16 protein-coding genes are annotated in these 17,775 nt (G+C 35.5%); 7 read left to right on the forward strand and 9 right to left on the reverse strand.

The genetic code is table 11. From position 1 onward, the window contains the following. Position 1 precedes the first annotated feature (1 nt). From LF886_RS22945 to LF886_RS22955, 3 genes are all read right to left on the reverse strand, one after another. A complete protein-coding gene (locus LF886_RS22945; protein WP_236851949.1) occupies positions 2-1,276 on the reverse strand; it encodes a TolC family protein in 1,275 nt (424 codons plus the stop codon). Positions 1,277-1,582: 306 nt separating this feature from the next. Next, the gene (locus tag LF886_RS22950) at positions 1,583-2,947 is read right to left on the reverse strand and encodes a sensor histidine kinase (RefSeq protein ID WP_236851950.1); all 1,365 of its coding nucleotides are present in this window, start codon (positions 2,945-2,947) and stop codon (positions 1,583-1,585) included. A 2-nt stretch (positions 2,948-2,949) separates the two neighbouring features. Beyond that, positions 2,950-3,624: a response regulator transcription factor gene (locus LF886_RS22955; RefSeq protein WP_103235602.1), complete on the reverse strand. Its 675-nt coding sequence runs from the start codon at positions 3,622-3,624 to the stop codon at positions 2,950-2,952. A 215-nt stretch (positions 3,625-3,839) separates the two neighbouring features. On the opposite strand from LF886_RS22955, the gene rmuC reads away from it, so the two are divergent. The 4 genes from rmuC (at position 3,840) to LF886_RS22975 (ending at position 7,867) form a co-directional block, all read left to right on the forward strand. Next, complete coding sequence (gene rmuC / locus LF886_RS22960; protein WP_236851951.1) at positions 3,840-5,345, forward strand: DNA recombination protein RmuC; 1,506 nt, start codon at positions 3,840-3,842, stop codon at positions 5,343-5,345. Between the two features lie 12 nt (positions 5,346-5,357). Continuing rightward, positions 5,358-6,197, forward strand: a complete 840-nt coding sequence (locus LF886_RS22965) for a LytTR family DNA-binding domain-containing protein (RefSeq protein ID WP_236851952.1) — start codon at positions 5,358-5,360, stop codon at positions 6,195-6,197. 90 nt (positions 6,198-6,287) lie between these two features. Next, positions 6,288-7,079, forward strand: coding sequence for a CPBP family intramembrane glutamic endopeptidase (locus tag LF886_RS22970; protein WP_236851953.1), 792 nt, complete (start codon positions 6,288-6,290; stop codon positions 7,077-7,079). A 20-nt stretch (positions 7,080-7,099) separates the two neighbouring features. Next, positions 7,100-7,867 (forward strand): TrmH family RNA methyltransferase, encoded by a 768-nt coding sequence (locus tag LF886_RS22975; RefSeq protein ID WP_236851954.1) that lies wholly within the window; start codon positions 7,100-7,102, stop codon positions 7,865-7,867. A 145-nt stretch (positions 7,868-8,012) separates the two neighbouring features. On the opposite strand, the gene LF886_RS22980 is transcribed toward LF886_RS22975, so the two are convergent. Beyond that, the gene (locus tag LF886_RS22980) at positions 8,013-8,354 is read right to left on the reverse strand and encodes a hypothetical protein (protein ID WP_236851955.1); all 342 of its coding nucleotides are present in this window, start codon (positions 8,352-8,354) and stop codon (positions 8,013-8,015) included. Between the two features lie 183 nt (positions 8,355-8,537). Between LF886_RS22980 and LF886_RS22985 the strand changes: the two genes are divergently transcribed. Together LF886_RS22985 and LF886_RS22990 are read left to right on the forward strand one after the other, a co-directional pair. After that, complete coding sequence (locus tag LF886_RS22985; RefSeq protein WP_236851956.1) at positions 8,538-9,719, forward strand: hypothetical protein; 1,182 nt, start codon at positions 8,538-8,540, stop codon at positions 9,717-9,719. Next, positions 9,703-10,284, forward strand: a complete 582-nt coding sequence (locus tag LF886_RS22990) for a hypothetical protein (RefSeq protein ID WP_103232467.1) — start codon at positions 9,703-9,705, stop codon at positions 10,282-10,284. Before LF886_RS22985 ends, LF886_RS22990 begins: the two co-directional genes overlap by 17 nt. Here the strand turns inward: LF886_RS22990 and LF886_RS22995 are convergent. Then, the gene (locus LF886_RS22995; RefSeq protein ID WP_236854345.1) at positions 10,233-10,808 is read right to left on the reverse strand and encodes a 5-formyltetrahydrofolate cyclo-ligase; all 576 of its coding nucleotides are present in this window, start codon (positions 10,806-10,808) and stop codon (positions 10,233-10,235) included. The two genes, LF886_RS22990 and LF886_RS22995, sit on opposite strands and share 52 nt — an antisense overlap. Positions 10,809-10,880: 72 nt before the next feature. Continuing rightward, positions 10,881-12,242, reverse strand: a complete 1,362-nt coding sequence (locus tag LF886_RS23000) for a rhodanese-related sulfurtransferase (RefSeq protein WP_236851957.1) — start codon at positions 12,240-12,242, stop codon at positions 10,881-10,883. Positions 12,243-12,579: 337 nt separating this feature from the next. On the opposite strand from LF886_RS23000, the gene LF886_RS23005 reads away from it, so the two are divergent. Next, positions 12,580-14,109 (forward strand): trypsin-like peptidase domain-containing protein, encoded by a 1,530-nt coding sequence (locus LF886_RS23005; protein WP_236851958.1) that lies wholly within the window; start codon positions 12,580-12,582, stop codon positions 14,107-14,109. 69 nt (positions 14,110-14,178) lie between these two features. Here the strand turns inward: LF886_RS23005 and LF886_RS23010 are convergent, their stop codons facing one another. From LF886_RS23010 to LF886_RS23020, 3 genes are all read right to left on the reverse strand, one after another. Beyond that, positions 14,179-14,634 (reverse strand): hypothetical protein, encoded by a 456-nt coding sequence (locus LF886_RS23010; RefSeq protein WP_103232464.1) that lies wholly within the window; start codon positions 14,632-14,634, stop codon positions 14,179-14,181. Further along, positions 14,634-15,014: a RidA family protein gene (locus LF886_RS23015; RefSeq protein WP_236851959.1), complete on the reverse strand. Its 381-nt coding sequence runs from the start codon at positions 15,012-15,014 to the stop codon at positions 14,634-14,636. Before LF886_RS23015 ends, LF886_RS23010 begins: the two co-directional genes overlap by 1 nt. Positions 15,015-15,157: 143 nt before the next feature. Continuing rightward, positions 15,158-17,743 (reverse strand): putative LPS assembly protein LptD, encoded by a 2,586-nt coding sequence (locus tag LF886_RS23020; protein WP_236851960.1) that lies wholly within the window; start codon positions 17,741-17,743, stop codon positions 15,158-15,160. Between the last annotated feature and the right edge of the window lie 32 nt (positions 17,744-17,775).

Genomic DNA, 17,775 nt, shown 5'->3' on the forward strand with positions numbered 1-17,775 from the left:
CTTATAAATCTTGTCCTACAGCATACTGCAGGTTTTCGTAGTATTGATTAAGCTCTTTTTTAGTATCCAGTATGATCATTTTATTTCCTATGTAGGTATCCAGAAAATCCATATACTCCAGCATGCTGATATTTCTGAGTCTGAAGTTTTTTTCATGACTTACCAGCAAACCATCCAACGTAGATTCATAATTTTCATCAATTTCTTCTGAAACCTGTTGTGTCCGGATATAGTTTCTGAAAATAGAGACAATTTCATTTTCCGATTTCAGCATATTTTTACGAGTCTCAAGTTTACTTTTCTCAATTTCAAGTCTGGCTTCCTGGATATTTCCTTTATTACGGTCGAAAATGGGAAGATCCATAGAAACCCCTAAGCCTATAAAATCTTTCATGATATTTCCGCCACGGTCGTATCCAATGGAAACCGCTACATCGGGAGTTTTCATAGCATTTTGTATTTCGAGGTTTTTGGCAGCGTGTTTTTCTTTATTTCTTGAGATCATGATATCAGGGCGGTTTTCTTTTGCCTTTTCCATCCATTGTGCCACCTCCAATTCTGAAAGTTGTCTTTCCGGCATCACAAATGAATCTGTGATTACCAGATAAGATTGAGAAGGCAACATCAATAAGGCCTTAAGTTCTACCTGCTGATCTTCAATTTCCTGTTTTAATGAAATCAGTTTTTTCTTAAATTCAATTTCCTGTGCTTTTAAGCGGACATATTCAGCTTTACTGATATTTCCCAGATTCAATTGATTGTTATAGGATTTTGTTAATTTTTCAATGGAAGCAATCTGCCCCTGATAAATCTTCTGTTGCTCCTGATTGTAAAGAATCTCGGTAATAGTATTCCTTAATGTCTTCTTTAGCTCACGTAAAACTTCCTGTAATTCATATTTCTCTCCTTCAATTTCTATTTTCTGGAGCTCAATATTTTTTCTTCTCTTTCCAGCCGTCTGAATCACCTGTTCTATTTCAGCAGAAATCTGGGTGTTTTTCCCCCAGTTTCCGATGAGTGCCGGCTGTTCTTCTATGTCATAGGTTCTCCATAGATTGACTTCACTGATACTTAATTTTGGATTGGGCCAGTATTTAGCCTGAACTGCTCTTGCTTCGGCTTGTGAAATTTCAAGCTTCTGGGCAATAATGTCAAGGTTTTTAGCCAAAAAAATTGTTTCAGCTTCCTTTCTGTCAATTTTCAGGGTATCTGAAATCTGCGCAGAAAAGAAACTGAAACAATGAATATAAAATAGGGTAAAAAATAGCTTCTTCAAGGGTCTTTTATTTAAGACTACAAAGCTATTTTTCTAATATTAGAGGGAATTTTAAACAAAATTAAAATTCGGTTAGTTCAACATTAGAGTTTGATTAGAATCTTTTTTATTTCTGGAAAATATTTTTGATTAAGTATGTTTTGGCTAAAGCCGAAGGATTTTGAGTGTATTTTGTAAGCGGGTTAAAACCCGCTTCTATTGATTTTTAAGTTATCGCAGATTTTGCCGATGACGCAGATTTTTAAAATAAATATGTTTTTTATAAGATCATGAATCTGCTCAATCAGAAAAATCTGCGAGAAAAAATTAGGTATAAGCTGGGAATTCAAGGAGAACGCTTGTTCCGACATTAATAGCAGAATCAATTTTCATTACAATATGATGATGATCAAAGATACTTTTTGAGAGAGATAAACCTATTCCACTTCCTTTCACGGTATCTACATTTTTTCCTCTGTAAAAAGTTTCAGATATTTTCACGAGATCATCTGACGGAATTCCTCTTCCTTCATCTTTGACCTCAATATACAGCCGACTGTTCTTCTCAGATAATGTAAGCACCACAGGTTTATCATAGGAATACTTGATCGCATTTTCTACAATATTATATAATGCCAGATAGAGCAGTGTTTCATTTCCTGGAAATTCCAGCAAAGCAGGTTTTGTCACCTGAAGCTGTATTTTAATAGATGAATTGTTTTCTTTTGCTTTAGGATCAAGCTTTTCGTAAATTTTCCATACCAGCTCATCCACTCTCATTTGCTTATGAGAAGATTCAAGTTTGGTCATTCCGGACATCAGTAAAAGATTGTTGAGAATATTTTCAATCTCATATACATTCTCTAATGATTCCTTCGCCACTTCCCTATACTCTTCCGGAGTCCGGTCTTTTTGAGCGAAAACTTCCAGATTTCCGGAGATTGCAGCCAATGGCGTTTTAAATTCATGGGAAACATAATTGATAAAGTTCTGCTGTAAGAGTACATTTTCAGAAATCCTGCCCAGTAATTTATTATAAGATTTTATAAGATCTTCAATTTCATCATGAGTATTGGTAGAAGTAATAATTGCAGTAGAAATATTATTATATTCCACTTTATTGATGCGTTCTACAACATTGGAAATAGGTTTATAAACTACCTTAGAAAGATATCTGCTCAGAAAATAGATCGCCAGCAATCCAATGACCAATACCGAAAGCATGATAATAGCCAGTCTTAAAATCTGTGACTGAAATGAATCATTCGGGGATTTTACAAAAACCACAAAATCTCCCTGGTTATCCGGATAGAAAATTCCATAATAGAACTGATTATCCGACATAAACTGCATGCCTTTATTATTCCTTACTGCCTGTAGGTGAGAAGGCTTTATATTCTGATCATGAAGGTTTTGTCCAAAAGTAACCTCATTATTCTGGTTGTAGACGGCTACCCTATTATTTTGAATCAGGTGATTGTATTCTTTTTTGATCTGGGCATGCCGGTCTTTCGGGAGTTCATCTTTATCAAGATAATAAATAGCAGAAATAAGAGCCGTATTCCGTAGCTTTTCAAAATAAAAAATCTTGGTACTGTCATAATAGGCAAAAAATATCACCGCAGATGTGATGATAGAAACGATGCCGAATGAAAGGCTTGAAATAAGGGTAAATCTGCTTCTGAGAGTCATTTTCAGTCTTTAATTAAATATCCGGTTCCTTTTACCGTATGAATAATTTTCTGTTCTGTTTCGTCAATCTTATTACGGACATAGGAAATATAAACATCTACTACATTCGTTGTATTATCAAAATCAATTCCCCATACGTTGTGTAAAATCTGGGTTCTGCTCAATACCTTGTTTTTATTCTCCATAAGGAAAGTAAAAAGTTTGTATTCTGTGGGGGAAAATTCAATTTCCTTATCGTTTTGTGTAACCTTGTGAAGATCCGTATCAATGGTGATATTACCGCAAGACAAGTACTGATCTTCCTTCTGATAAGTTAATTTATTTCTTCTTGTTAAAGCTTTAATCCTTGAAATCAGTTCTTCAAAATGAAAAGGTTTTGATAAATAATCATCAGCTCCCATGTCCAGCATTTTTATTTTGTCATCCGGACTGTTCAGGGCACTTAAAACTAAAATCGGAGTATAGTTTCCTTTAAATCGTATGATTTGGGTAAGCTGCATCCCATCCAATCCGGGAAGCATGATATCCATCAGAATAAGATCAAAATCATAGGTATGAAGAAGCTCACGCGCCTTTTCTCCTGAATCTGCAAGAGTAAGATTGTATCCAGCCTCGGAAAGGCCTTTTATCAGGAAATTGCTGATTCTTTGATCATCTTCTACCAACAAAATATTCATAAGTCTCTGAAATTTCCCATAAATATAGGTAATCTAATTAAGAAAGGAGGCTGGAGGCTGGAAGATAGAGGTAATAGAATTTTATAAAGCAATTGTTCCCCATTTTATTCACCTTTTAAAAATATTGAAATTAATTTTAAGAAATAATTAGTTCTTACCTACCCATAAGTAACTTCCAACATCCTTCTTCCATCCTTTTTTCATAATTTTGGAAGATGGAGATGATATATTTAATTATTGGGTTTGTTGCCGGCGGTATACTGGGAGCGGTGATATTGTATTTTGCATTGAAATCATCGATGGTTTCAAGAAGTTCTTATGACGGGCTGAATACTTTATCTATTAAAACTCAATCTGATCTTGAAAATTCAACGCTGAAGATTCAGGAACTTAATCAGAATATCAGCAAAGAAAAAGATTTAAATATCCTACAGCAGGATCTGTTGGATGATCTGAAAAATGAGTTTTCTAAAATCTCTGCAGAACATTCTTCGCTCAATATCCAGTTTCAGGAATTGAAACAGCTCAATCAGAAACAAACTTCCCAGATAGAAACTCATATTCTTGAAAAGCAGTCTATTTTTGCTAAAAACTCTGAGCTTTCAGCAAAAAATGAAGGTCTCCAAAAATCGCTGGATACCCAAAAAGATGAAATTATAAAAATCCAGGAGGAGTCTAAGCTACAGTTTGAAAATCTGGCGAATAAGATTTTAGAGGAAAAAACAGAAAAATTTACCACTTTAAATCAAAATAACTTAAAAAACATTCTGGAACCTTTTCAGGAGAAAATTGCTGACTTAAAAAACAAAGTCAACGAAGCCTACGAAAAGGAAAATAAGGAACGTTTCTCACTTGCTGAAAAAGTGAAAGAACTGGCAGAACTGAACCAACAGATTTCTGAGGATGCCAAAAAACTGACCCGCGCTCTGAAAGGAGAAAGTAAAACTCAGGGGAACTGGGGCGAAATGATTCTGGAAAGTATTCTAGAAAAATCAGGGCTAGTAAAAGGAAGAGAATATTTCCTGGAACATGAATTACGCGACGAAGATAATAATGCTTTATTCTCTGAATTTTCAGGAAAAAAAATGCGTCCGGATGCTGTGATAAAATACCCGGATGAAAGAAATGTCATCATTGATTCTAAAGTATCACTGACTGCTTTCACAGAATTGGTTGACGAAACCGATGCAGATGTGTACGCCATAAAAGTAAGCCAGCACCTTGGATCTATCAAAAATCATATTAATCAATTAAGTCAAAAAGCATACGATGACTATGGAAAATCATTGGATTTCGTGATGATGTTCATTCCTAGCGAACCTGCTTATATCGCAGCGATGCAGGCAGATCAAAATCTTTGGAACTATGCCTATGAGAGAAGAATCCTTCTGCTTAATCCAAGCAATCTGATCACTTCCCTTAAGCTAATTGCCGATCTTTGGAAACGCGAGTACCAAAACAGAAACTCCATGGAAATTGCAGAACGTGGTGCCAAACTGTATGATAAATTTGTAGGATTTGTGGAAAATCTGGAGAAAGTTGGGCGAAATCTCGACCAGGCGAAGAATGTATTTAATGATGCCTACAAACAACTTCATACCGGAAATGATAATCTTGTAATCCAGACTCAGAAACTGAAATCATTAGGAATCAAAAACAAAAAAGATCTGCCACAAAGTCTTATTGACAATAGTAATCTTATTGAACCATCAGAAAACTAAATCCTGGATTTTATGTTTTCTTTTGCCTCATATCCTTATCCAACGTCCGAATCCTTCAAAGAAATTCTTGTTTCTTCTCTGGGAGCCGGAATTTCTGTGTACCTGTTTCTGATTATTTTTCAGCCTTTTGGTACGGAAAACTTTCATCATCCTTATAAGTTTGTATTGCTTTTCCCGTATTGTATTATTTTCGCTGCTGCATTTTTTATTGCCAATCTTACGACTTCAAGATTCTCCAACTGGAATATTGGATCAGAATTGCTGAAAATAATTATCATTTTATTCCTGGGATCTGTACTCTCCTACTTTTACAATTCATTATTTTTAAGTCATGTAGAACTTGATCTTGGAAATTACTTCTATATGCTTCTTTATTCTCTGGCAGTCGGCATTCCGATATCGGTCATTTATATTTTATCACGGTATATTTATTTGAAAAACGTTCATGAAAATATGGCTCAAGATATTTCTCAGCATCTAACTGTTTCTATTCCTGATCAGCAACAAAGTCTATTGAAAATATCCACACAGAATACTGAGCTTACCATCAATGAGAATGATTTCCTGTGTGCTCAGTCCATGGAAAATTACTGTACATTTTACTTTTTAGAGAATACTCGTGTAAAAAAAATGTTAATCAGAATCAGTTTATCCAACGCTTTACAACAAATCGAAACTGGTTCCATCAAAAAATGTCACCGTTCTTATGTTGTGAATCTTGGGAAGGTCAAAAATCTCAAAGGAAACGCTCAGGGATATAAACTAATACTTCCGGAAATAGATTTTGAAATCCCGGTTTCAAGAAGTTTCATTCCGGCAATCATCCCTCAACTGCAGCAACAGAATTCATAATTTTGTCATTCGTCACTATTCCTTGCTATTCATCACATTAATTTTAAAGCATTGATTTAAAGCCCCATTTTTGCTCAAAAATTAACTGACATGAGTAAAAACATCCGCTTCTTTTCAATTTTCATTCTGGGTTTTACGACCTATTATTTTTTTGATCTTTTGTGTTTCAAAAGTATCCAGACCTTCTCAAAAAATCTCTTTCAGAGCAAAGCCATAGCGCACGTTATTGCCTATTCTGTGACTCTAATTCCATTGGTAATCACTTCAAAACTCTTGTTGCCCAAAAGAAATATTTTGAATTTATTTTCATTAAACAAGCCTATAATCAGTGGATTTTTCCTCGCTCTTATCGGAACCCTTCCCATGCTTATTGGATATCTGATTCATTTCAGACTTATCAGTACCATCAACTTTGAATCTTTGTTTATCAATACGGTTTCTTCAGCCTTTTTTGAAGAAGTCATCTTCAGAGCTTTTCTTATCGGAATACTCTATCGGTTTACCCGACTCGGTTTCTTATCATCTGCATTACTGGGATCTCTACTTTTTGCACAGGTACATTTATACCAAAGCCAGGATATAACAGAACTTGCCGAGATATTTGCTATTACATTTCTGGGATCATTATTCTTTGCGTGGGTATATTTTGAATCAGAATACAACTTATGGACAGCAATTTTCCTTCATTTCTTTATGAATCTGTACTGGGAAATCTTCAATGTATCGGAAAATGTTTCAGGAAACCTCTATGGAAATCTCTATAAACTATTCTCCATTATCGTGATAATAGCAGTTGTTATTTATTTTAAAAGAAAAAATAAAATCTCATTTGAGATAACCCGGAAAAGTCTTTTTATCAAAACCAGAGAACTTCAATCATAAATTTTGCATAATTTTGCGGAATGTTGATAGAAAGTTTTCAAAACGATAAAATAAAAAATGTCACTAAGCTCCTTACTGACAACAGGTTTCGTAAGAAATCAAATGTTTTTGTAGTAGAGGGCCAGCAGGAGAATGAAAGAGCAATGCAGTATGATTTTGAACCGCTGGAGTTCTTTATCTGTGAAAATATCTTTAAAGGAAGTCTTCCCGGAGGGAAAATTCATTATGTAAGTGAAAAAGTATACGAAAAAATAGCTTACAGAGGGAGTTCAGAAGGGATTATCGGGATTTATACTGCAAAAGACACCCCTCTTTCTTCATTTGAACCTAAAGAAAATTCCACCGTAATTATTGTTGAAGGAGTAGAAAAACCAGGAAATCTTGGTGCTATTTTAAGAAGCTGTGAGGCATTTGGTGTAGATGCACTGATTGTTGCTGACGGGAAAACCGATTTCTACAATCCCAATGTGATCAGATCCAGTGTAGGTTGTCTTTTCGGGATGGAAGTATACCAGGCTGAAAATGAAGAAACCTTAGAGTTTTTGCAAAAGAACAGTTTCAATATCTATACTACGCTTATGGATGAAAGCGCTGAAGATCTTTATAAGAGAGATTTCAAACAGCGTTCTGCTGTATTATTCGGTACAGAGCATTCGGGGCTCAGTGATTTCTGGATTGGAAAAGGAAAAAACACGTTAATTCCTATGGCCGGAAGTATTGATTCTTTAAATCTGAGTAATGCTGTGGCCATTACCTGCTATGAATCTTTAAAACAGAAGAAAGGATAAATAAGGTTTAAGTATTATTTATATCATTCTCTATTAAACTTTGTTCTCAATGAGATTGCTTCGCCTTCGGCTCGCAATGACTAAGCATAAAAAAACCGTTTCACTGGGTGAAACGGTTCTTTTATTGTTAAGCGTTTGCTTAGAATTATTTCTTAGCAGCGTCTTTTGCAGCATCTTTAGCAGCAGTTGCAGCACCTTTAGCAGCATCAGCAGCACCTTTAGCAGCTTCTCCAGCTCCTTTAGCAGCATCTTTAGCAACTTCAGCACCAGCAGCAGTAGTAGCAGCAGCAGCATCTTTAGTAGCTTCTACAGCAGTAGTTGCAGCAGAATCAACAACTTTAGCAGCAGAATCAGAAACTATAGCAGCAGAATCAGCTACGTTAGCAGCAGCAGAATCAGTTGCTCCTTCAGTAGAAGTAGCTTCAGTTTTTTTACAAGCAACTAGAGAGATTGCAGCGATAGCAGCTACGAATAATGACTTTTTCATAATAAATTAAATTTAATTTTGTTAATATTGTTTTATAAAATTTTATTCTGTTCTGTTATTTGAACAAGACAAAGGTAGAGCAGTTGGAAAGTTTGTTTATGAAAAATAATTGTAATACCTTTGTAAAATAGTTTTACAAATAAAAACAACTGATAATCAACAATTTAATTATTTTTTGAAAAATTGACAGATTTAGATCTTTTACACTTTGAGCAGCTAAAAAGGGATGTTCAGGGTCAATACTTAAAAGAGTATACCCCTTCACAGGATGATATTTCCAAGTGGAAGGGTATAGATATAATATATTTTCAGGAAGACCTGCGCAAAAAAGCGAAAGGTAACATCAGTGAAAAGTCATTTTACACCTATTTCAAAAATTCTCCAGTCACTAAATTACCGAGGATAGACATGCTCAATTTACTGAGTATCTATGCGGGTTATGACTCTTGGTACGAGTTCAAAAAAACGCATCTTTTTGCGGGTGAACTGCTACAGGAAAATGAGAATTTGGAGGAGGAAGAAATCGATGAACTTGAAAAAATAGTTGCAGCATCTCCTGAACTTCCAAAAAACGAAGTTCAACCTAAAAAAATTGAAATAAACACCGCTGAAAACACTGATTTACAAAAAACAAACACTGAAAATCAAAAAGTTACACAAAACACTACAACAACAAACAACGTTGAAATTTTATCCGTTCCACCCAAGAAAAATTTCTTTAAAAAGAATGCCTGGGCACTGGTTACTTCGGTCTTGATTACCATTACTGGCCTTTTAGGATTTAAAGATGTTCTTTTTTCAAAAACATATAAATATTGTTTCATTGATAAGGACAGAGGAGTTTCTGTGATCAACACTTTAGAAATAATGGTGGTAAAAGAAAATGAATCGCCATTGATGTATAAAATAAAGCCGGGTGATTGTTTTTATTATTCTACTAAGGATAAGAATTTGAAAATGCGGATCAGTGCACCTTTCTATGAACCTCTGGAGGTAAACAGAAGCCTTGAAAATGCGCCTGAAGAAGAAAAAATAGAGCTCAAGCCAGATGATTATAAAATGGCGGTCTATTATTTCTCTATAAAAGATATAAAAGGAGGAAATCCAGATGAACAGTTTGCTCTCATTAAGCAGAAAAGAAATCAATTGGAAAATCTTATCAGCAGCAATGCTGTGATCTATCAGGTATATGACAATGATACCTATGGAATAGAAAGACTGGATAAACAGAAATATATCACTCTGGTAACCACTCCAACGACCTCACTGAAAAACCTGAATGTAATAGAAATGAAAAAGGATACGAAAGGAAAAATTGTGTCCATCAAATTTAAAATTGCTACCACAGATGAAAAGAATAAATAATTTTTTAATTTTCACCGTGCTTCTGACTTTATTCATTGCCTGTAATAATAAAACCTCAGAGGTAAGCGACCTCGATAAACTACGAAACAGCAACAACGAAAAAAGCTATCCTGCTGTACAGATGGACAGTATGCAAGCGATCAATTCCATCACAAAACAGAAAGTTCAGGAACTTCTTGATCTTTCTACTCTGTATCTTACCGGAAACAGAAATACAGAAATAGATACTGTTATTTATTCACAGATGGAAAGCTATTTCCACAAACCCGATTCTTTGACCTTTAAAAAACTGTTGAAAGAACTGGACAGTATGAAAGCAAAAACAGCAAAGGTGAGCAATCTGAATGTTTATAAAGAGTTTTATAAAAAAGATACACTGGATTACGCTAAGTTTAATGTGGAATATTTTGACAATAAAAACAAGTCTTTAGGAAGCTTTGAAAAAAATGCACAATATATCCTGCTGTCTACTTCAAAGCTTAAAAAGGAATTTAAATTCTACTTTTTAGATTTTTATTCCAAACCGCTTAAGAAAGACAGCACCTCTGTAGGAGTTACCAAATAGTCGAGGGGAATATCATTTTCCCAGACATCATCCACATACTCATCGGGGTCAAAGTAATTGACTCCGATTTTTTTTGTATTTACCGATATGCTTTGGAATAATCCGTCATAAAAACCTTTCCCATACCCTACCCGATTTCCTTTTCTATCACAATACAACAAGGGGGTAATGACATAGTCGAAATCCTTTTCACCGGAATCCTCATTGGAAACAGGTTCTGAGATCCCCCAACTGTTGGTTTCAAAAGCAGTATCTTCAAAAATTTCGATATTAATCAACTGGTCACCTACAATTTTAGGAACGTAAACACGTATATGATTCGCTATAAAATATTGAATGAAGATTTGGGTATCAATTTCTTTTCTAGCCGCAATCGGGATAAAAACATGTACTTTTTCTGATTCTTTAGGCTTGAAATAATGAATGAAATTCTTAAAAATTTTTTCAGATAACAAGAAAGCCTCATCTGTAGACAAGGCTTTTCTTTTTTGCATATATTTTTTTCTAAGCTCGGCTTTTAGCATCATTATTAAGTTATTGTAACTGAAATAATTCTTACCGGACAAGCTTTTTGAAGCTTTATCACTTATGATGAATTATGCATTTTGCAAAATTCTGTACAATTTATCAGATAAACGAACTCTGAATGGAAGTTCGAAAGTAACCTGATCTCCTATTTTTGCGGTTTCACAAGGACCTCCATTGGCGTAGATTTCAGTAATTGTAATTTCCTGTTCTCCTGTTGTAGGACCTGAAATTAATACTTTATCACCAACTGACAAATCTTTATTTTCAATTAAAAACTGTGCAATTTTTGATTTTGAGAAATAATGTTCTGCCTTACCAATCAATTCTTTTTTAACCGCTATCTTTTGGCGGATATTTTTCGTTTCAGCTTTTGCTAAAGGTTTGTCTGATAAATCTCCTGAATTTTTGAATTTCAGTGCATCGGATTTTCCTTTTCTAAACACTTTATTTCCAACCTGCAGTCCTTTTCTTAATGCTAACTGCTCTTCCAAAGGCAAATGTATTGTTTCCAGACATTCTGTAGAACAACAGTTCTCCATCGCGGTCTTACATTCATCACACTGGATAAATAAAAGATGACAAGCATCATTCGCACAGTTGGTATGGTTATCACAAGGTTTTCCACACTGGTGGCATTGTGAAATAATATCGTCAGTAATTCGCTCTCCTAAACGGTGGTCAAATACAAAGTTTTTACCGATAAACTTGCTCTCTATTCCTTCTTCTTTTATCTGGCGCGTATATTCAATAATTCCGCCTTCCAATTGGTAAACATTTTTAAAGCCCTTATGTTTGAAATAAGCACTGGCTTTTTCACAACGAATTCCTCCCGTACAATACATTAACAGGTTTTTATCTTCTTTAAAGTCCTGTAATTGTTCGTTGATAATCGGTAAACTTTCTCTGAAATTCTCCACATCCGGAGTAATAGCTCCTTCAAAGTGTCCTACTTCACTTTCGTAGTGATTTCTGAAATCGACCACAATTGTATTCGGATCATCCAATAAATTATTGAATTCCTGTGCTTTTAAGTGTATTCCTTTATTGGTAACATCAAAAGTTTCGTCATTCAATCCGTCAGCAACAATTTTATTTCTGACCTTTATCGTTAATTTTAAAAATGAATAATTGTCTTGATCTACCGCTACATTCAAGCGGATTCCTTTCATGAAGTCGTAAACTTCCAGCGTATTACGAAATGCCTCAAACTGATCCGCAGGAACACTCATCTGAGCATTAATTCCTTCATGAGCAACATAAATACGTCCAAGCGCATCCAGTACGTTCCAGGCTATAAATAATTCGTCGCGAAATTTTTTGGGATCTTCAATTTTGGCATACGCATAGAAAGACAAAGTAAGACGGTCTTTACCGGCTTCATCAATAAGTTGAGCTCTTTCTTCTGCGCTTAAGGTGTTATACAGTTGCATGCTATAAACGTTTTAAGTGAGAATAAAATTTTTGCAAAGATAATAATTTTTGAATTAAGTCTGTCTATGACACAAATCACGGGCTACCAGTAAGGGAGATTATAAAAGAAAGCTGTACTTTATATCAGTAAGTCTGACCTATTTTTCTTTAAGCTTTTTTTAAGTTATGTTAACTCTGACATTAACAATTATGACATAAGACATAAAATGACATAATAGCAGTTAAATTTTAGTTAAAGTTGAAACATAGCATGCTAATTGCTTACTTATTTAACAGTAAATTTGTTTACTCAAAAACATAAAAAAGAAATTAATTAATAAACCAGAAAGATATACAATGAAGAGTACTTTAAAAAAACTATTACCATTTGCAGTAGTAGGAGTAATCTCCGGAGCTACTACCGTTGGAGCCTTACAATATTTTGGACACACCTCCAACAATGGAGATCAATCTTATTTCACAACGTCCGCACCGAACACCTCATTTGCAGGAATGAACACGGGAGCAGTAGGCGATGATTTTGTAAAAGCAGCTAAAACAACCGTTCCGGCTGTAGTTACTATTAAAAATTACCAAAGTAGAACCTCAAGCAGAGCTTCAGAACAGGATCTGTTCGACTTTTTCTTCGGAGATCCTTTCGGAGGAAAAGGGCAGCAGAGACAGAAACCACAGCAGGCTCCTGACAATATGCCATCTGGAATGGGTTCTGGTGTCATCATCTCTCCAGACGGTTACATTATTTCCAACAACCACGTAGTTGCGGGTGCTAATAAGCTGGAAGTTGTATTGAGTAATAAGAAATCATACATCGCTACTTTGGTAGGAACAGACCCTAATACAGACATTTCTCTATTAAAGATTGAAGAAAAAGGTCTTCCTTATTTAAATTTTGCGAATTCGGATAATATCGATGTAGGACAATGGGTGCTTGCCGTAGGAAATCCGCTTGGATTAAATTCTACTGTAACAGCAGGTATCGTTTCCGCTAAAGGAAGAGGTATTGGTATTCTTGGAGGTCAGGGAAAAGCAACGAACCCTATTGAAAGCTTTATCCAAACAGATGCAGCAATCAACCCAGGTAACTCTGGAGGAGCTCTTGTGAACACCAATGGAGAATTGATCGGAATCAACTCTGCAATTCAATCTACAACAGGATATTATCAGGGATATGGATTCGCAATTCCTTCTAACTTAGCGAGAAAAATTATTGAGGATATCAAAAAATTTGGAATTGTACAGAGAGGATTCTTAGGGGTGCAATCTTTAGATCTTTCGAATGATCAATTGGTGAACTCTTATAATAAACAGTTCAAGACTAATCTTAAAATAGGATCCGGAGTATATGTTACAGGGTTTGGTGAGAAAAGTGGTGCTGAAGATGCAGGTCTGAAAAAAGGAGATATCATCACTAAAATAGACAGCTATGACATCACAGATTTTGCTGATCTATCTATGTCTATCGGAAGCAAACGTCCAGGTGATAAAGTACAGCTGACGTACACCAGAGATGGTAAAGTAAATACAACCAGCGTTACTCTTAGGGATCAGAAAGGAGGAACTTCCACGAAAACGAAAGCAGACCTTACGGTAACTGAAAAGATCGGAGCTGAATTTGACCCTCTTACAGAGCGTTTCAAAACAGAATACGGACTGAATAGTGGCGTAGTTGCTAAAAGCGTATCTGAAGGCAGCGAAATGGCTAAAATCGGAATCGTAGACAACTACATCATCATTGAAGTCAATGGTAAACCAGTCAATTCACAGAAAGATGTAGAAAAGATCCTGGATAAATACCAAGGAAATGTACAAGTGAAATTTGTGGATGACTATGGAAGAATCTACACAAAAGGATTTAAAATGCCTTAATCAAAAAACAAAGTTAGTTTTTCATATCAACAAAAAAACGCTGCAGATCTGCAGCGTTTTTTTTATATTTTATTTAGGTTTATTCATTTTTTCAGCGATTCTTTTCTTCTTGTTCCGCTCGTAAATAATTTCTACAATTTTACCCCCAATCCAGGAAAACGGAAAGAACGTAAGGAAAATAGAGATCTTATAAAATGTAGGATGATACGGAAATATAATGACATCCAACATCGCAATAAAGAGCATAATAAAGCCGATCAGAATAGCATAGGCTACTTTAGCATATTTAACGATAATGGCTGTTGCCACCCCACCAATGGTAGTTCCCAATCCGGAAATAAACAACAGGAAACCGAAAAATGCCTTATCATCTTTCATACTGAAAAGAAACCTCTGCCAATGCTCAAACGGAGCAAAAGCATCAAAAGTAATCCATTGCGGAAAAGCTCTTATACCAAGAGTAATAATAAGCCCTGCTATACCAAGGCCCAACAAAACCGCAATTGTATTTCTAAAAAAATTCATTAATCCTGATGTGCAATCATAGAAATTTCGATATCCACATTTTTAGGCAGACAAGAAACCTGTACTGTTTCACGTGCAGGATAGCTTTCAGAAGCTAAATAAGATGCATAGATATCATTCATTACAGCAAAATCATCCATACTCTTAAGGAAGATGGTAGCTTTTACAACGTTTTTGAAAGTCATTCCGGCTTCCGTAAGAATAGCTTCAAGGTTTTTCATTACCTGGTGCGTTTCTTTTTCAATTCCTTCTACCAATTTACCAGTTGCAGGATCTACAGGGATCTGTCCGGAGATATATAAAACTCCGTTTGCCATATTAGCTTGTGAATAAGGCCCGATAGCTGCAGGTGCATTAACTGTGTTGATTATTTGTTTCATAGCGGATATTTATTTTTTTCTAAGGTCATATACAATCACCATCTGCTGTATTCGTTGGTATAAGAATTTTGCCAACAGTGATTTCATTAGAATTTATTTTGGTTGCAAATATAAAATTTATATTCGCAAATGCCAATCTGATATTAGAAAGGTGCATTCGGCTGGGTAAAGCTTCTGTCTTTGTACTTCAATGCATCACTTAAGATATTGGCTTTTATACCAATAAAGAAGTCATATACTTTGTACTGACCGAAAGGAACCCAGTTAAAATTGATCGTAAAACTTCGTTGATCTCTTGAAAAACCAATTCTAGTATACGCCAATTCCTTAGTCACCATGTCATAATGTGTACTTCCGTTGACATTCCAGTAAGGAGTCAGCTTGATACTACCATCCAACCCAATGGATGCAATTTTATTAGCAAACTTGCTCAACCCTTTTGAGTAGGCATAGTTCGCACTGATATTTAAAGTCCATGCCTGATCAAAGTGGGCGTAATGATCATCATCAAAATAATAATTCTCATTTCGGACCTCTCCTTTTGAAGAATATTTTTTAGCATAGTCGGTCTTCTCTCCAAAAATCTCGCTGCTCAAAGGATACGATAACTGAACATTGAATCCCTGTACACTGAAATGCCCGAACTGTTCTGTTCTTATTCCTGTATCCTGCCCCGAAGAATAATCTATCCTATACGGCTCCAGTGAAAGGCTCGTATTTACAGTAAGTTTATTATTGAAGAATGAAGATTGTCCGTTGATTGAAAATACAGACCAAGGGTGATCTTTAGCAGCAAAGTTGTAGCTTCCTGCAAGGTTTAAAGATTCAAAGATCTTGATTTTTTTCACCCCTGTAGAATCGCTCTTAGACTTTACCTTCATCTCGATATTGTTACCGATATTGAAACCTAAAGCTCCCACCATTCCGCTTGATGGACTTCCGATGATTCCTTTTTCAAAAATAGAATAAGGAGTCAAAGCTCCGGTTGCATTGTAATAGTTTTTATAATATCCGAAGTTAGGACTTGAGAAATCCGGTGCATACGTGAAGCCAATACTTGGAGTCATCATGTGTCTCACCGCTTCCACGGCAGATCCTTTTTTGAATTTCAACATTCCATAAAGCGTTGTCTGAAGACTGGCTGAAGTAGAGAAAGTAGAATATCCGGTAAGGTTTTTATTGATCTCGTCAACAGTTACATTCTTTATTGGATCATAATATCTGTTAAGCGTTTTCGTGGTCAAAGCATTATCGATATTGGCACTTAAACTGAACGTGAAATACTTTGCTAAAGTTGTATTGGTTGCCAATGCGATGTTATTTTTAAGCCCCGTCTGCATTTTCTCCCACATTTCTTTTTTAAACAACTCATTTTCCTGAGTATTTACAAAATTCGTCAGGTTGAAACCTGTATTCACCGTAATATTTTCAAGAAGTCCCGTTCTTATCCCTGTTCTTGATTTGAATAGATAAAACTGGTTGATGGCTACGTTCATCTGTGGAAGACGAAGATCCGCCAGTCCTGTTGCAAAGTTCTGGGAATAAGAAGCCGTTCCTGTAATCGTTGCCGGAAGTTTCAGAAACCTTTTGGTAAGGGTTACCGTAGAGTTCTGCTGGGTATTCAATACATTCTGGTTGAAAATATAGTTGTTGTTGAGTGGATTGTTATAAAACTTTGTACTCACAATATCTACAGAAGCACTGAAAGTAAGAAACGGGTTAGCTTTAGAATCCTGAGAGTGCGTCCAGTTGATTCTATAGGTACTGTTTTTGGTATAATCGTCCAAACCTTTGATTCCTCTCACCATCGTACCCACATCTGCCGTAAAGTTTCCGGAGTATCGGTATTTTTTCTGATAATTCATCTGAGGACGTATATTCCAGCTTCCTTTTGTATAAATATCCGCCAGTACTTTAAGATCAAAATGCTCTCCAATCGGCTGGTAATACCCTATTCCGTTAAGGAAAAATCCTACATCTTCTCTTTCCCCAAAACTTGGGATCAGGATCCCTGCAGCCCTTTTATCCGAAAACGGTAAAATAGCAAACGGAAGATAAAGAGGAGTCGGAACCTGTTCTATAAACATTTGAATAGGACCTGTAACGATCTGCGATTTATTTTTGGTTTTTATCAGCTTAATATTATAAGCTCTCATAAAATAATCCGCAGCGGTATCTTTTTTCTTAATGAAATAATCATCCGTGGTATAATCCGCTTTTCTCATCGCGAATACGGAATCGTTATATTTTTTGGTCTTCTGAGCAATAATCACCCCTTCACTTTCTTCTGTTCTTGCATTGAAAGCGATGGCTTGTTTGGTTTTTGTATTATAGCTGAATTCATTGGTCTCGTATTTCTTCCCAGCCTGTGTGGTAATTACGGGTTCGATGATTTTTCCTAAAGAGTCTTGTTTTCCTCTCGCGTAGATCAAACTTTTATTATCATCAATAGAAATATAATCTGCATCAATCTGCATATCCTGGTACTTTACCTGCGCATTTTTGTTCAGGAAAGTCATCTTTTTAGGGATGTCTCTCCTCTGATCGTCAGCTTTGGTACGAAGAATATCATCAAGAGATTCTTTTTTTACAACTATGGTATCCTTTTTGGAAATAGTATCATTAACCGCATTTTTAGGCAATTTTTCAGGAGTTTTCTGTGCTAAAAAATTGTTAAAAATTAGGATAATTAAAATTTGTAATATATTTTTGAGGACGGTTTTGGCCAATTTTATTATATATGATTAAAGCCCAAAATTAA

The organism is Chryseobacterium sp. MEBOG07 (assembly GCF_021869745.1).
Classification (GTDB): Bacteria; Bacteroidota; Bacteroidia; order Flavobacteriales; family Weeksellaceae; genus Chryseobacterium; species Chryseobacterium viscerum.

What these genes read in the sequence shown, in the direction of transcription:
- LF886_RS22950 (WP_236851950.1), bottom strand. Translation starts at nt 2,947, where the DNA reads ATGACTCTCAGAAGCAGATTTACCCTTATTTCAAGCCTTTCATTCGGC.
- LF886_RS22955 (WP_103235602.1), bottom strand. Translation starts at nt 3,624, where the DNA reads ATGAATATTTTGTTGGTAGAAGATGATCAAAGAATCAGCAATTTCCTG.
- rmuC (WP_236851951.1), top strand. Translation starts at nt 3,840, where the DNA reads ATGGAGATGATATATTTAATTATTGGGTTTGTTGCCGGCGGTATACTG.
- LF886_RS22965 (WP_236851952.1), top strand. Translation starts at nt 5,358, where the DNA reads ATGTTTTCTTTTGCCTCATATCCTTATCCAACGTCCGAATCCTTCAAA.
- LF886_RS22970 (WP_236851953.1), top strand. Translation starts at nt 6,288, where the DNA reads ATGAGTAAAAACATCCGCTTCTTTTCAATTTTCATTCTGGGTTTTACG.
- LF886_RS22975 (WP_236851954.1), top strand. Translation starts at nt 7,100, where the DNA reads ATGTTGATAGAAAGTTTTCAAAACGATAAAATAAAAAATGTCACTAAG.
- LF886_RS22980 (WP_236851955.1), bottom strand. Translation starts at nt 8,354, where the DNA reads ATGAAAAAGTCATTATTCGTAGCTGCTATCGCTGCAATCTCTCTAGTT.
- LF886_RS22990 (WP_103232467.1), top strand. Translation starts at nt 9,703, where the DNA reads ATGAAAAGAATAAATAATTTTTTAATTTTCACCGTGCTTCTGACTTTA.
- LF886_RS22995 (WP_236854345.1), bottom strand. Translation starts at nt 10,808, where the DNA reads ATGCTAAAAGCCGAGCTTAGAAAAAAATATATGCAAAAAAGAAAAGCC.
- LF886_RS23000 (WP_236851957.1), bottom strand. Translation starts at nt 12,242, where the DNA reads ATGCAACTGTATAACACCTTAAGCGCAGAAGAAAGAGCTCAACTTATT.
- LF886_RS23005 (WP_236851958.1), top strand. Translation starts at nt 12,580, where the DNA reads ATGAAGAGTACTTTAAAAAAACTATTACCATTTGCAGTAGTAGGAGTA.
- LF886_RS23010 (WP_103232464.1), bottom strand. Translation starts at nt 14,634, where the DNA reads ATGAATTTTTTTAGAAATACAATTGCGGTTTTGTTGGGCCTTGGTATA.
- LF886_RS23015 (WP_236851959.1), bottom strand. Translation starts at nt 15,014, where the DNA reads ATGAAACAAATAATCAACACAGTTAATGCACCTGCAGCTATCGGGCCT.